We start from the raw sequence: 12,891 nt of genomic DNA, 5'->3' as shown, positions 1-12,891 counted from the left end.
CGCCTCCGTCGGGGAGCCGCGCTCGCGGGCCAGCTCCGCCAGCGCGGCGAACGCGGCCGGCTCCAGCGTGCCGGGGCGGCTGCTCATGAGTTCCTCGTCCGCGGCGTCGACGACCGCGTCCGGGTCACCGAGCCCCGAGATGTGCGCCGTGTTCCGCACGGCGTTCCGCACCGTCTTGCGCCGCTGCGTGAACAGCGCCTTCACGAACCGGAGGAAGAACGCCTCGTCGCCGACGGCGTAGTCGGGGTCGCGGGGGGTACAGCGCACGACCGCGCTCTCGACGGCCGGCTGGGGGTCGAACGCCTCCTTCGGCACGCGCTCGACGATCTCCACGTCGGCGTAGTGCTGCGCCGACACCGAGAGACGCCCGTACTCGGACTCGCCGGCCGAGGCGACCATCCGGTCGGCGAACTCCGCCTGGAACATCAACACGAGCGGCTTCTTCTCCGGGAGCAGCCGGAAGGCGATCTCCGAGGAGACCCCGTACGGGAGGTTGGCGACGCAGGCGGTAAAGGGCGGGAGATCGACGTCGAGCGCGTCGCCCTCGACCACGTCGAGGCGCCCGTCGGCGACCGCGGCCGCGAACTCCTCGCGGAGGAACTCGGCGAAGGCGCCGTCGCGCTCGATCACCGTCAGGCGGCCGGGGTCGGGGTCGGCGGCGCCCCGGTCGGCGGTCGCGTCCGCGGTCGCCGTCGCCAGCAGGCGGTCGGTGAGCGCGCCCGCGCCGCCGCCGATCTCGAGGAGGTGACTGGCGTCGGCGTCCTCGGGGAGGTAGCCGGGGATCCGGTCGAGGACCCGGTCGTCGACGAGGAAGTGCTGGTCGCGGTCGGGGTCGGCGCGCGCGCCGGCCCGCCTCGCGAGCGCGTCGGGGTCGCGGCTCCCGTACGCGGCGCCCTCACCCGTCGATGAGTCGGTCATAGCCGGGGTACACGCGGTGTTCGGGTAAAAGCCTCGTTTCGGGGTCACCGGAGCGGCCTCCGAGGGAGGGCGCCGCCTCACTCCTCGCGGCCGACGAACGTCCGGTACTTCAGGTCGTCCTCGCGGATCTCCTCGACGATCCGTTCGAGGATCACCTCTCGCGGGCGGTGGAGCCCGGAGATGCGCTCCTCGACGTCGTCGAAGCTCTCGAACGGCCCTCGCTTCCGCTCGTCGAGCAGGTCGTTCCGCAGCTTCTTGCCGATCCCGGGCAGCAGGTTCAGCTGGTGGAGCCGGAGGGTGATCGGCCCCGCCTCGTTGTAGAAGTCGACGAACCGCTTCTCGTCGGCCTCGACGATCGCCTCCGCGGCGTACTCGATCTCCGCGGCCGCGTTCCGGGTGAGATCGTCGAACGACACCTCGCGGTAGCGGCCGACGGCCGACCCGTCCAGCGCGATCCGGTCGCCCACCGAGACGTCCGCGTCGCCCGCGAGCGACAGTTCGTACAGCGCGAACGAGTCGGCCCCCAGCCCGTACGCCACCGGCGACTTGCTGGACTGCGGGCGGTCGTCGTCGGGACGCCCGTTCGGCAGCACGTCGAGCAGGACGGCGGTCGGGCCGTCGTCCGCGGCGGCGTCGTCCGCGGCGGCGTCGCCCCCGCTCCGATCGTCGGCCGGCGTCCCGTCGCCGTCGGCGTTGTTCATGTATCGTTTATCGCTCCGAGCGGTGAAAAAACCGCTGGCGAGGCGGAGGCGTCCGCGTCAGCCGACGGTCGGATTCAATAGCGTCGGATGCGACGTGCTACCATGGCAAAACCGGACCCCGAAGAGGTGGTTCGACTCGTCGAGGCGTTCCCGGGAGCGTCCGCCGACGCGGGCGACTCGGACGGCGGCGAGGCGACGGCGGCGACGGAGATCGGTCGGGCCGACGAGCTTCTCGACGGCGCGTACGGCGCTCTGACGCGGAACTGGTATCCCGAGCTCCGCCGCCGCGCCGCGGCGCACGCCGACGGCGACTGCCTCCGCGAACGGGTGCTCGAACACGTCGAGGCGGTGCCCTCGTTCCGCCTCTCCGACGGACCGACGACGCTGGAGGGGCGTCGCGAGGCGCTCGCGCGGGCGGCGGCGCTGACCGACGAGGTCCGCGAGATAGCGGAGTGGTACGGCACCCTCAGGTCGCGGCTGGAAGGCGATCGGGCGTCGCTGACGCGGGGGGAGCGGCTGCTCCACGACTTCGGGTACGCGCTCGCGCACCTCCTGTTCCTCGGCGCGTCGTCGCCGCCCGCGGTCGTCCGCCGGCTCCGACTGGCGTACCGGTCCGTCGGCGTGCGGATCGACGAGACCGCGTCGGCGGGCGGGATCGAGGAGACGCGGTTCACCTGTCCGTACCGGAACGTCGCGGCCGGGACCTGCGGGAAGCGGTGGGTGTGCCACGAGAAGTTGGACCGCGTCGACGACGGGTACGTGACCTACCTCGCGGAGCGCGGGATAGCCTACCAGCGGCCGCGGGGCTGTGCGGGCTCGGAGCAGTGCCAGTCGACGGTCGCCCGGGACGGCCCGGAGCAGTGGTGGCCGAAGACGCCGCCGGCCGCGGTCGGCGCCGACCCGTGACCCGCGACGGCGTCGAGAGCGGGTCCGCGGGCGACGGGTCCGCGGCAGGCGGCGACCCCGCAGCTTCGGACCCGGGACGCCTCCGCCGGATCCGGCGTAGCTACGACGCCTGGGCCCGCGCCTACGACTGGTTCGCGCGGGCCACGGCGTCAGTCGGCGGCGTCCGCGCGGCCTGCGTTGACGCGTTGGACCTCTCGCCGGGCGACACCGTCGTCGAGTTCGGCTGCGGCCCCGGCGTGAACCTCCCCGCGCTCCGCGACGCCGTCGGGCCGAGCGGCCGCGTCGTCGGCGTCGACGTCTCGGCCCGGATGCTCGACCGGGCGGCGGGGCTGGTCGAGCGGCGCGGCTGGGGGAACGTCTCGCTCGTCGAGGCCGACGCCGAGCGCCCGCCGGTCGCGGCCGCGGACGGCGTCCTCGCGACGTTCGTCACGTCGCTGTTCGCCGACCCGTACGCCGTCGTGCGCCGCTGGTGCGACCTGGCGGACGCGGTCGTCGTCGCGGCGTTCGTCCCCGAGGGGAACCGCGCGGCGAACGCCGCGCTCCGGGCGTTCGTGGCGCTGAACGGTCGGCTCTTCGACGCCCGGACCGACGATCCGCTCGGCCGGCTCGCGGAGCGGACCGCGGCGGCGCGGCGCGCGCTCGACGACGGCGCTCCCGTCCGCGAGCGCGACCGACGCGTCTTCGGAACGATCGTCGTCGAGGCCGGTCGCGACGGCTGACGCGCGGGAGCGGGCGGTCGTCCGGGGTCACCCGGAAACGGGGACGGAGACGACCGTCGCGTCGGCGCTCCGGATGACCCGCTCGGTCGTGCTGCCGAGCAGGTCGTCGGCCGCGGCGTCGAGGCCGCGCTTGCCCATCACGACCGCGTCGGCGTCGACGGCGTCCGCGTACGCGGCGATTTCGTGGGCCGGGACCCCGGACTCAACTGCGGTCTCGCTGTCGATGCCCGCGTCCGCGACGGCCGTCGCGACCCGGTCGACCGCCGCCGCCAGCCGCTCGCGGCGCTCCGGGTCGTCCTCGTCGAACTTCTCCGGCTTGCCGGAGCGGTCGTACATCGGTATCTCCTCGACGACGCCGAGGACGTGTACCGTCCCGTCCGCCGCCGTGATCTCGATCGCGTCGTCGACCGCGTCGAGGGCGGCGTCGCCCTCGCCGGTCGGCACGAGGGTGGTCTGGTACATGCGGGGCTACCTACGGGCGGAAATCTGAAAAAACGTGTCGGCGACCCGTCCCGCCGGGCCGGGTGGGATGCGCGGTCAGGCGTACTTCGCGACGACGTCGAGGATCTCGTCGAGCTCCTCGCCGTCGAGCGAGTAGCGCTCTTGGGCGAACACCGAACGGAGCTCGGTGCGGTCCTCGGGGAGCAGGTCGGTGATCTTCACCGCGGTGGGCACGTCGATCTGGTCGAGCTCGGCCAGCTCCTCGACGAGCTCGCGGGACTCGTCGGCGTCGAGCTTCGCGAACCGATTGACGTGCTCGATCGCGCGAGCCAGCTCGTAGCGGAGGTCGCGGTCCTCGTCTTCCGCGCGCTCGTCTTCGATCTCCACGAGGATCTCCTTCGCCTCGGAGGTGGTGACGTACTCCTCGTCGAGCTTCTCTTTGAAGATGGTCATCTCAGTTCTGCTGCGCGCTCATGTGGGCGGCGGTGACGATGAGCGTCTTCGTCTTGCCGCCGTCCGGGATCTCGACTTTGAACGCGGAGCCCTGCTTGCCGACGACGGTCCCGGTACGGCCGTCGAACCGCGGGTGGAAGCGCCCCTTGGGGACGCTCGGGTCGATCTTGAGGTGGACCTGCGACCCCTCTTCGAACTCCTGGATCGCTCGCTGCGGCGGGGAGGTGCCGCGGTTGCGGGGTTTGTTCGAGAGCTTGTCGCGAGTCGCCTTCTGCGGCCCATTGGAACTCGGCATGGTCTTGGGACACCTTCCGCTGCCGCCGTTATAAATCGTGCGTTACGGCCCGCGGGGCGTGGAGCCCTCACACACGCGGCGATCGGCGCGCGCCGCGGCTCCGGCGGCCCGCGATCGACGGGCCCTCGCCGCGGCCGTCGGGTGTCCCCGTTCTCACGCGCGACCGGGTCGCACGCGCGCGACAATCGGACGCACCTCCCCCTTCCGAAAGGGCTAATCCCGGCAGTCCCTATCATGTTCGTAATGAGTCATCAGTTGCCGGACGTACAGGCCTCGGCCCCCGACGTCACCGTCGGGCTCTCACAGGTCGGCGTCACCGGCGTAGAGAAGCTCGTCAAGCTGGCGCGCGGCGACAAGCGACCCATCGTCCTCATGGCCGAGTTCGAGGTGTTCGTCGACCTCCCGAGCGGCCGGAAGGGGATCGACATGTCGCGGAACCTCGCGACCGTCGACGAGATCCTCGAGGACATCACCCGCGAGGAGGCGTACCGCGTGGAGGACGTCTGCGGCGACGCCGCCGAGCGACTCCTCGAGAAGCACGACTACACCACCACCGCCGAGGTGTCGATGTCGGCGGAGCTGGTCACCCGCGAGGACACGCCGGCGTCCGGCATCGAGACGCAGAGCACGGCGACGATCGTCGCCAGCGCCGAGGCGACGGAGGACGGGACCCGCGAGGAGATCGGCGCCGAGGTGACGGGGATGACCGTCTGCCCCTGTTCGCAGGGGATGAGCGAGTCGCGGGCCCGCGACAAGCTCGCCGAGCTGGGCGTCGACGAAGAGACGACGGAGGAGTTCTTAGACGCCGTCCCCCAGCCGGGCCACTCCCAGCGCGGCCACGCGACGCTGACGATCACGACCGACGGCCACCCCGACGTCGACCTCCGCGACGTGATCGACGTCGCGCGCGACTCGATGAGCGCGCGCATCTACAACATGGCGAAGCGGCCCGACGAGGACCACATGACCTACGAGGCCCACGCCGACGCGAAGTTCGTCGAGGACTGCGTCCGCGCGCTCGCCGAGGGGACCGTCGAGGAGTTCCCGCACCTCTCGGACGACGCCGTGATCCACATGAAGCAGTCGAACGACGAGTCGATCCACCAGCACAACGCTCACGCCGAGCGCGAGGTCCGGCTGGGCGACCTGCGGGACGAACTCGACCGATAAGAGCGTGTAGACGTGGTCGCTGAGCGTTTTTAAATGTATTTGGGTGATTCCGTCGCTTTTTATAAGTGGATAGCGGTGGTGCGGTGAAGATCGACAGATCTCCAGCCGCCGGCTTATAAATGATCGACGACCGATCGACTGCGACCATCTCCAAAGCCCCTTTGAGTCCCGCCCCGCACCGCAGCCTCACACCTCCCCAGCCTCGCCGCTCGCTTCGCTCGCGGCTCCCTCGCGCGTGCGACTCGCGCCCTGCGGGCGCTCGTCGGCACGCGCCACCGCACTACCGGTTATAAACAGATGTCGTCAGCCGCTTACCCGAACGTCAGCGGCTCCGCCTCGGCCCAGCGCGGCTCGAACTGGTCTTTCACGCTCGTCGCGAACTCGATGTCCTTCACGTCGATCATCGCGAACGGCTCGTCCGCCGACAGCGGGTGCGGCACCTCGATGCACACCTCGATCTCGTCGAACACGTTGAACGTCCCGTCGATTCCCGGGATCGTCCGGACCTCGAACCCCTCCATGTCGGCCAGCTCCGAGGTGTACCGCCGGCCGACGCTCCGGGGGAGCTCGTCGACCGTCGCCGGCGACAGCAGCACCCGGATCTCCACGCCGCGGTCGAGCGCGGCCTCCAGCTCGGCGGTCACGCGCTCGCCGATCGTGCCGAGGTCGAAGCCGGTCGCGGGCGCGCCGGCGACCACGACGACCCGGCGCTCCGCTGCCGCGATCCGCTCTAAGAGGAGGTCCGTCGCCTCCTCCGCGCCGACCGCCGCGGTCCAGAACTGGCCGTCGACCGGCTCGCCGGCGTCGAGCTCGGTCGAGAGGTCGTCGACGACCGACTCGTACTGCTCGGCCTGCGTCTGAAGCTCCTGTTTCTTCTCGTCGAGGAGGCGGTCGAGCGCCGCGTCCGGCTCGACCGCGACGTACTTCTTCGGCCGGCTCGCGGCCTGACTGCGGACCAGACTGTGCTGCTCTAAGCTGTTGAGCACGTCGTAGATCCGGCCCATCGGGACCTCGCTGGCCCGCGAGAGGTCCTTCGCCGTCGTCGGCCCGGTCCGGAGCAGCGCGCGGTACGCCCGGGCCTCGTACTCGGAGAGGCCCAAGTCGCGAAGAGATGCCATACCCTGGGATGCCTCGGCACCCGTATAAACGCATCGTCCGTTTACGATCCGCGTCGGGCGTCGCGTCGGCGGTCGCCCGCGACGCCGACATCGCCCTCGTCGGTCCGGCGCGGTGACGGACGTCAGGCGAGGACGTCGCCGACCCGATCCATCAACTCGTCCGGCGTTTCCGCCGGCTCCGAGGCGCCGTCGCCCGCGAGGACGACCGCCGTCCCCTCCGGGACCGTCCGCGGCGCCGGCGCGTCGGCCTCGTGGGCGTTCGGCGCGATCACCTTCTCGTGGTCGGCGACCCGCCACGCGGCGCGGTGGAGGTCGCTCCCGGGTTCTGTCCCGACCGCGATGACGGTCGTCCCGCGCCGAAGCCGGCCCGCGAGGCTCCCGTAGTCGGCGACCTGAACGCTCAGCCGCTCGGTGGCGCCGGCGAACGCCTTGGCGGTCTCGCGGGCGACCTCGCGGTAGCGCTCCGCGCCGGTGAGCGCCGCCAGGTCGAGCAGGGACGACGCCATCTCGACGTTGGCGTCGAGCGGCCGGAACGACCGGTCGAGCAGCCCCGGGCCCGAGCGCGGCCCGTCGACGAACGACCCGTCGACGTGAAGGCGGTCGATCGCCCGGTCCGCGACCGCGCGGGCGACGTCGGCGCCCTCGCCGCGCACCCCGGCGGCGCGGACGTACGCCCCGACGACGCGGGCGACGTCCTCCAGCAGGTCGGTCTCCCCGTCGTCGTCGCTGCCGCGGTAGTGAGTCACCGCGCCGCTGTCGGCGTCGAGCAGGTCGCGTTCGAGGCCGTCGAGGATCCGGTCGGCGTACTCGCGGGCGCGCTCGTCGTCGGTGTAGGCGGCCACCGCGAGCAGCGCGTCCGCGGCGAGCGCGTTGCCGCCGGCGAAGACGGTGAGGTCGCGGCGCGGTTCGTCCAGGTCCGCGCGGTCCGCGGCCGGCGCGGCGTAGTAGGCGCGGCCGAGCCCGGGACCGAGGCTGCCGCCGACGCCGTAGCCGGTCCAGAGCTCGTCGGTGAGGAAGGAGACGGCGTCGAGCGCGGGGTCGAGGTACGCCTCGTCGCCGGTGTAGAGGAAGGCGTTCGCGAACGCGCGGGTCACGGCCGCGTTCGTGTCGAGCGGCTTCTCGTAGGCGACGTCGCCCCAGTCGCGGGTGCCCGCGTACCGGAAGAACCCGCCGTCGACGTCGTCGGTGAGGTGGTCACGGACCGCGTCGAGCGTCCGGAGCGCGCGGTTCCGGTCCCGCTTCAGCGCGAACTCGACGGTCCGCGGGAGCGGGAACTTCGCGTCCGTCCCCCAGCCGGCGTTCTCGGCGTCGTACTTCGCCTCCAGCTGGCCCGCCAGGTGGCTCTCTATCTCGTCGGTCACCTCGCCGCGGGGCGGCAGGTCGGCGTCGAGCGCGCGGGGGACGCGCCCCGCCTCGCGGCCCTTGTCGGCCCACATCTCGCGGACCGATTCGAGCACCTGCCGCATCCCGTCGACGTCGAGGTAGCCCGCGCCGGTGAGCAGCTTCCCCTCGGGCGTGAGGAAGGCGGTCGTCGGGAACCCGCCCATGTTGTACCGCTCGCGCACCCGCGGGTGGCGGTCGACGTCGACGCGCACGGGGACGAACCCCTCGTTGACGTTGGCCGCGATCCGCGGCTCCGCGTAGGTGATCGCGTCCATCTCGTGACAGCCCTCGCACCAGGTGGCCGACAGCGAGAGCAGCACCGGGCGGTCGCGCTCGTCGGCCTCGGCGAACGCCTCGGGGCCCCAGTCGCGCCACTCGACGCGGGTCTCGTCGCTCATACGCCCAGTCGGATCGGGGCGGGGGTAAGCGCTTCGAGAGCGGACGCTGGCGCGGGAAGCGAGGCGCAGCGGAAGGAGGGCGGAGAGAACGAAAGCGAGGGAAACAGCGGAGGGCAGGAGGGAAACAGCGGAGGGCAGGAGGGCGAAGCGCCGGTGTCCACGCGGCGCGTCGGCGTTCGGACGAGCGGTTCGGGTCGGGCCTCGTCGGGCGGGCGTCGCCGGTCAGCGCTTGTAGTCGTGACCGAGCGCGAGCGCGAGCGCGTTCGCGAACAGCAGGACCACGAACAGCTGCCCGGTGCCGCCGTCGAGCCCCGAGTACAGCAGGACGGGGTACGTCGCCGGGATGGCGATGGCCGCCCAGAAGGCGGCGGCCTTGAGGGTGCCGGTCATCAGCCCGGCGAGCCGTTCGCCGGAGGCGATCTGGGTGGGAGCGGGGGTTGACATGGACACTTCTCTGTATGACGGGGGACCACATATAGCCCGACGAGGGTTCGACGAATTTCACCACATTTCTCGGTCGCTCGGGACGTTTTAAAACCGCCTCAGAAATATTTTAACCGTTTATTAAGCCTGCTAATCCTTTGTTTCCGGATCGGCGGCGATCCGGCGGCCTCGCGGCGATTCGACCGATCCGGAGCGACCGGACCGGTCGGACCGCCGACGCCGGAGGCGGGCGACGGTCAGAGACCGACGGGCGCGGAACGACTGCCGCGGCACCAACCGCTTTGTCCGTCGGGGAGCGAGGTGGGGTATGACCGAGACCGATCGCCGCGACGGACGGGAGGCCCCGACCGGTCGGCGCCGCGACGGACAGCGAGACGCGAACGGAACCGACCCGCGCGCCGACGGAGGCAGACCCCGGGTGGCGGTCGTCGCCTGCGGCGGCACCATCGCCTCCGAACCGGGCGACGACGGCGCAGCGCCGGAGAAGACCGGCGACGACCTCGTGGCGGCGGTGCCGGCCGTGGCCGACCACGCGCGGGTGACGACGAGGGAGGTGTGTTCACAGCCCGGGTTCGACGTGCGGTGGCGAGACGTGCTCGCGACGGCGACGGCCGCGCGCGACGCGGTCGCAGAGGAGGCCGACGGCGTCGTCGTCACCCACGGGACGGACACGCTCGCGGACACCGCGTTCGCGCTCGACATCCTCACCGACCTCGACGCGCCGGTCGTCGTCACGGGCGCGCAGCGTCGGCTCGACGAGCCCTCCAGCGACGCCCCCACGAACCTCGCGCTCGCGGTCCGAGCGGCCGCGGACGACCGGTTCGCGCCGGGCGTCCACGTCGCGTTCGACGACGAGCTCCACGCCGCGCGCGACGCCGTGAAGGGGCACAGCAACGCGCTGTCGACGATGACCTCGCCGGGGGCGGGACCGGTCGCGACGTTCACCCGCGCGGCCTCGCGGCTGGTCCGCACGCCGGAGCGCGGCGTCGCGGTCGACCCGCTCGCGGACGCGATCGAGGGCCCCGCGGACGTGCCCGAGGTCCCCGTCGTCCACTCGGGGACCGGGGTCGGCGCGGGCGGGATCGAGCGCGCGCTCGACGCGGGCGTCGGCGGGATCGTCGTCGAGGGCACGGGCCTCGGGAACGTCACCGGCGCGCTCGGCGACGCGATCGCCGACGCGGTCGACGCCGTCCCGGTCGTCGTCGCCGGCCGCCCGCCGGCCGGACCGACGGAGCCGGTGTACGGGACGCCCGGCGGCGCCGTCACGCTCGCGGAGCACGGGGTGACGTTCGCCGGCGACCTCCCGGCCGCGAAGGCGCGCGTCGCGCTCGCGCTCGGCCTCGCCGCCGGCCTCGACGCCGAGGAGATCGAGGCGCTGTTCGCGCCGCCGGCGTGAAGCGAGCGGGAACGCACGGAGCGGACGAAACCGCCCGCCGCGATGGGACAGACACCTGTTTTCGTTTACAGGAGGCCCTTATATATCGGCCGCGTACCCGGATGTATGACCGATCTCACGCGACGGACGACACTCTACGGCATCGCCGCCGGCAGCGCAGCGGCGCTCGCGGGGTGTATCGAGGCCGGCGTCCCCGCGGACGAGAACGGGACTGACGGCGGCGACGGAGGCGACAGCGGCGGAGACGGGAACGACGGAACCGACGGGGAAGACGGTGTCGACGGAGACGCGGAGGGAGTGACGACGGCGGTCCAGCAGGTCGGCGCCGCCCTCTCGGGCCCGTCGTGGGACCGAACCGAGCGGCGCGGGTTCTGCGTGTTGATCACCGAGGAGGGAGACGCCTCGTGGCTGCTGGGCGAGGCGCCCGAAGCGGCCCGCGCGTTCGTCGCGGAGACCGACTTCGCCGAGTCGGTCGTGCTCTACGTCGAGTCCGTCGGTCCCGACACCTGTCACGACGAGATCGCGTTCGACGGGGTTGCCGTCGAGGACGGGACCCTCGCCGCGGACGCGACCGTCCGGGGAGCGGAAAGCGACGACGTCGCCTGCGGCGAGGCGGTCACGTACTCGGCCGCGCTGCTCCGCGTCACGAGCGATCCCCGCCCCGACGCGGCGCGGCTCTCGGTCACCGACGGCTGGGGCGAGACGGGGACGGTTCGCGACGGCGACGGGATCCGCGACCCGGAGGGCCTCGCGGGCGGGATCCGACCCGACCACGAGCCCTCGACCGTCCCGGCCGGCTTCGACTGCGACACGGAGGGGTTCGAGCGCCATCCGCAGGGGTACGACGGCGATGTCAACTGGGGCGGCGGGGGCGGCGCCGGCAGCGACGCGGGCGGCGACGGCCCGCTCGCGCTCCGCGTCGTGGTCCCCGGCGACGACGACCCCGGGTCCGATCCCCTCGCGATCGGCCGCGGGACCCGGTTCCGGATCGAGCTGACGAACGTCTCCGGGCGGGTCGAGTACGTCGGCACCCGGGGGAAGTACAACCTGGAGCTCCGGACCGAGGACGGGTGGACCGAGCTCCGCGGGACCGACGGCGACGCGACGTTCGGCTACACCGACGAGGCGATCGGGGTCCCGCCGGGCGAGAGCCTGGAGTGGGAGTTCGAGATGACCGAGTCGGGGCTCGTCGAGGGCGGCCCCCACGCCGACGCGCTCCGCGTGTGTCCGGACCTGGTCCGCGGCCGGTACCGGTTCGTCTTCTTCGGCGCCGCCGACCTCGCGGTCGCGTTCGACTACGAGGGGTGACCGCCCGACTCGGCGGTGAGCCGCCGGCGCGTCAGGCGCGGACCTCGATCAGGAGGTCCGTCTCGGGCGACTCGCCCATCGTCTCGCGGACGCGGTCCCACGAGAGGTCGGTGCGCGCGGTCACCGACTCGGTCGCGACCGCGCCGCAGGCGTTGCCGACGAGGATCGGAACCTGGTAGTCGCGCGGGTCGTGCGAGAACCCGTCGCCGGTGATCTCCGGCTCGCGCAGCGCGGCCGCGAGGAACCCGGCCGCGAAGGCGTCGCCCGCGCCGGTCGTGTCGACCGGGTCGACGTCGAACCCCGGGTGCGAGACGCTGCCGTTCGGGGTGCGGACCGTCGCGCCCTCGTCACCGAGCTTGATCGCGACGACGCGGTCGTCCGGCTCCCACGGGTCGACGTCGGTCGCCGCTTCGAGCGCGTCGGCCTCGCGGTCGTTTAAGAACAGGACGTCGCTCGCGTGGAGCGCGGCCTCGAACTCGCGGTCCGCGACGCGGCGGCCGGGGTCGAAGCTCCGCGTCGCGCCCGACTCCGCCGCGGCGGTCGCGAGCGCCGCCGCGGTCTCCGGCTGCTGCCCGGTGAGGTGGAGGTGGTCGGCGGCCGCGAGCGTGTCGCGGTCGAGCCCGGCCGCGGAGAACGACTCGTTGGCGCCGTCGTTGGCGAGCATCAGCAGCTCGCCGCCGCCGTCGACGATGACGTACTTCACCGAGGTGGGCTCGTCGGCGTCGACGAGGACCTGCCCGGGGTCGACGCCGGCGCTGGCGAGCTCGCGCAGCGCCAGCGCGCCCGACTCGTCGCCGCCGACGCTGCCGTAGACGACCGACTGGCCGCCCAGGTCGACGAGTCCGACCGCGACGTTGGCGGCGCTGCCGCCGCCGGACTGTTCGAGCCGGTCGATCCGCGTCTCCCCGTCCGGCTCGGGCAGGCTGTCCACGTGGATCGTCACGTCCCAGTTGATGTGGCCCGCCGAGACGACCTTCGGCACGCGGTCGGCGTCGTCGGGTGTCAGGTCGGGGTCGCGGTCGACCGCGGGATCGACGTCGGCGGCGTCGTTATCGCCGTCGACGGCGTCATCGACGGAATCGACTCCATCGCCGCCGTCTTCGCGGACGTCCTCCTCCCACTCGTCGACCTCGCGGTCCCACGCCGCGACGGTCTCGTCCCAGTCGTCGGCGGCCTCGCCGTCCTCGGCTCGGTGGTCGTCGGAGGTGTCGTCGCGTCGGTCGCCGTCCGCCGGAGAGCCG

14 protein-coding genes are annotated in these 12,891 nt (G+C 72.6%); 5 read left to right on the top strand and 9 right to left on the bottom strand.

What is annotated here, in order from left to right:
* Positions 1 to 918, bottom strand: a 918-nt coding sequence (locus C470_RS11200; RefSeq protein WP_008367305.1) for a 16S ribosomal RNA methyltransferase A, incomplete at its 3' end; no start/stop codon positions are given.
* Positions 919 to 995: 77 nt separating this feature from the next.
* Positions 996 to 1,619: a DUF655 domain-containing protein gene (locus tag C470_RS11195; RefSeq protein WP_008367304.1), complete on the bottom strand. Its 624-nt coding sequence runs from the start codon at positions 1,617 to 1,619 to the stop codon at positions 996 to 998.
* Positions 1,620 to 1,721: 102 nt separating this feature from the next.
* Between C470_RS11195 and C470_RS11190 the strand changes: the two genes are divergently transcribed.
* Together C470_RS11190 and C470_RS11185 are read left to right on the top strand one after the other, a co-directional pair.
* Complete coding sequence (locus C470_RS11190; protein ID WP_008367303.1) at positions 1,722 to 2,525, top strand: hypothetical protein; 804 nt, start codon at positions 1,722 to 1,724, stop codon at positions 2,523 to 2,525.
* Positions 2,483 to 3,244, top strand: coding sequence for a class I SAM-dependent methyltransferase (locus C470_RS11185; RefSeq protein ID WP_008367302.1), 762 nt, complete (start codon positions 2,483 to 2,485; stop codon positions 3,242 to 3,244). Before C470_RS11190 ends, C470_RS11185 begins: the two co-directional genes overlap by 43 nt.
* Before the next feature lie 27 nt (positions 3,245 to 3,271).
* Here the strand turns inward: C470_RS11185 and C470_RS11180 are convergent, their stop codons facing one another.
* The 3 genes from C470_RS11180 to C470_RS11170 form a co-directional block, all read right to left on the bottom strand.
* The gene (locus C470_RS11180) at positions 3,272 to 3,706 is read right to left on the bottom strand and encodes a universal stress protein (protein WP_008367301.1); all 435 of its coding nucleotides are present in this window, start codon (positions 3,704 to 3,706) and stop codon (positions 3,272 to 3,274) included.
* 75 nt (positions 3,707 to 3,781) lie between these two features.
* Complete coding sequence (locus C470_RS11175; protein WP_004597165.1) at positions 3,782 to 4,138, bottom strand: RNA polymerase Rpb4 family protein; 357 nt, start codon at positions 4,136 to 4,138, stop codon at positions 3,782 to 3,784.
* Position 4,139: 1 nt separating this feature from the next.
* On the bottom strand, positions 4,140 to 4,433 hold the full coding sequence (locus C470_RS11170) for a 50S ribosomal protein L21e (RefSeq protein ID WP_004597168.1): 294 nt from the start codon (positions 4,431 to 4,433) through the stop codon (positions 4,140 to 4,142).
* A 243-nt stretch (positions 4,434 to 4,676) separates the two neighbouring features.
* Between C470_RS11170 and mptA the strand changes: the two genes are divergently transcribed.
* The gene (gene mptA, locus C470_RS11165; RefSeq protein ID WP_004597169.1) at positions 4,677 to 5,603 is read left to right on the top strand and encodes a GTP cyclohydrolase MptA; all 927 of its coding nucleotides are present in this window, start codon (positions 4,677 to 4,679) and stop codon (positions 5,601 to 5,603) included.
* 311 nt (positions 5,604 to 5,914) lie between these two features.
* On the opposite strand, the gene C470_RS11160 is transcribed toward mptA, so the two are convergent.
* From C470_RS11160 to C470_RS11150, 3 genes are all read right to left on the bottom strand, one after another.
* Positions 5,915 to 6,721, bottom strand: a complete 807-nt coding sequence (locus C470_RS11160; RefSeq protein ID WP_004597171.1) for a TrmB family transcriptional regulator — start codon at positions 6,719 to 6,721, stop codon at positions 5,915 to 5,917.
* A 122-nt stretch (positions 6,722 to 6,843) separates the two neighbouring features.
* Positions 6,844 to 8,502, bottom strand: coding sequence for a DUF255 domain-containing protein (locus C470_RS11155; RefSeq protein ID WP_008367300.1), 1,659 nt, complete (start codon positions 8,500 to 8,502; stop codon positions 6,844 to 6,846).
* A gap of 222 nt (positions 8,503 to 8,724) precedes the next feature.
* Positions 8,725 to 8,946, bottom strand: a complete 222-nt coding sequence (locus tag C470_RS11150) for a hypothetical protein (protein ID WP_004599550.1) — start codon at positions 8,944 to 8,946, stop codon at positions 8,725 to 8,727.
* A gap of 307 nt (positions 8,947 to 9,253) precedes the next feature.
* Here C470_RS11150 and C470_RS11145 point away from each other — a divergent pair, with 307 nt between their 5' ends.
* Positions 9,254 to 10,342, top strand: a complete 1,089-nt coding sequence (locus C470_RS11145; protein WP_008367299.1) for an asparaginase — start codon at positions 9,254 to 9,256, stop codon at positions 10,340 to 10,342.
* A gap of 105 nt (positions 10,343 to 10,447) precedes the next feature.
* A complete protein-coding gene (locus tag C470_RS11140) occupies positions 10,448 to 11,650 on the top strand; it encodes a hypothetical protein (RefSeq protein ID WP_008367298.1) in 1,203 nt (400 codons plus the stop codon).
* A gap of 31 nt (positions 11,651 to 11,681) precedes the next feature.
* Here C470_RS11140 and C470_RS11135 read toward each other — a convergent pair.
* The coding region (locus C470_RS11135; RefSeq protein WP_008367297.1) for a carbohydrate kinase family protein at positions 11,682 to 12,891 on the bottom strand (1,210 nt) is incomplete at its 5' end.

This window comes from Halorubrum distributum JCM 13561 (genome assembly GCF_000337395.1).
GTDB lineage: Archaea > Halobacteriota > Halobacteria > Halobacteriales > Haloferacaceae > Halorubrum > Halorubrum distributum.
The sequence above is the reverse complement of the archived record's forward strand: the minus strand, read 5'-3'. Positions and strand labels throughout refer to the sequence as shown.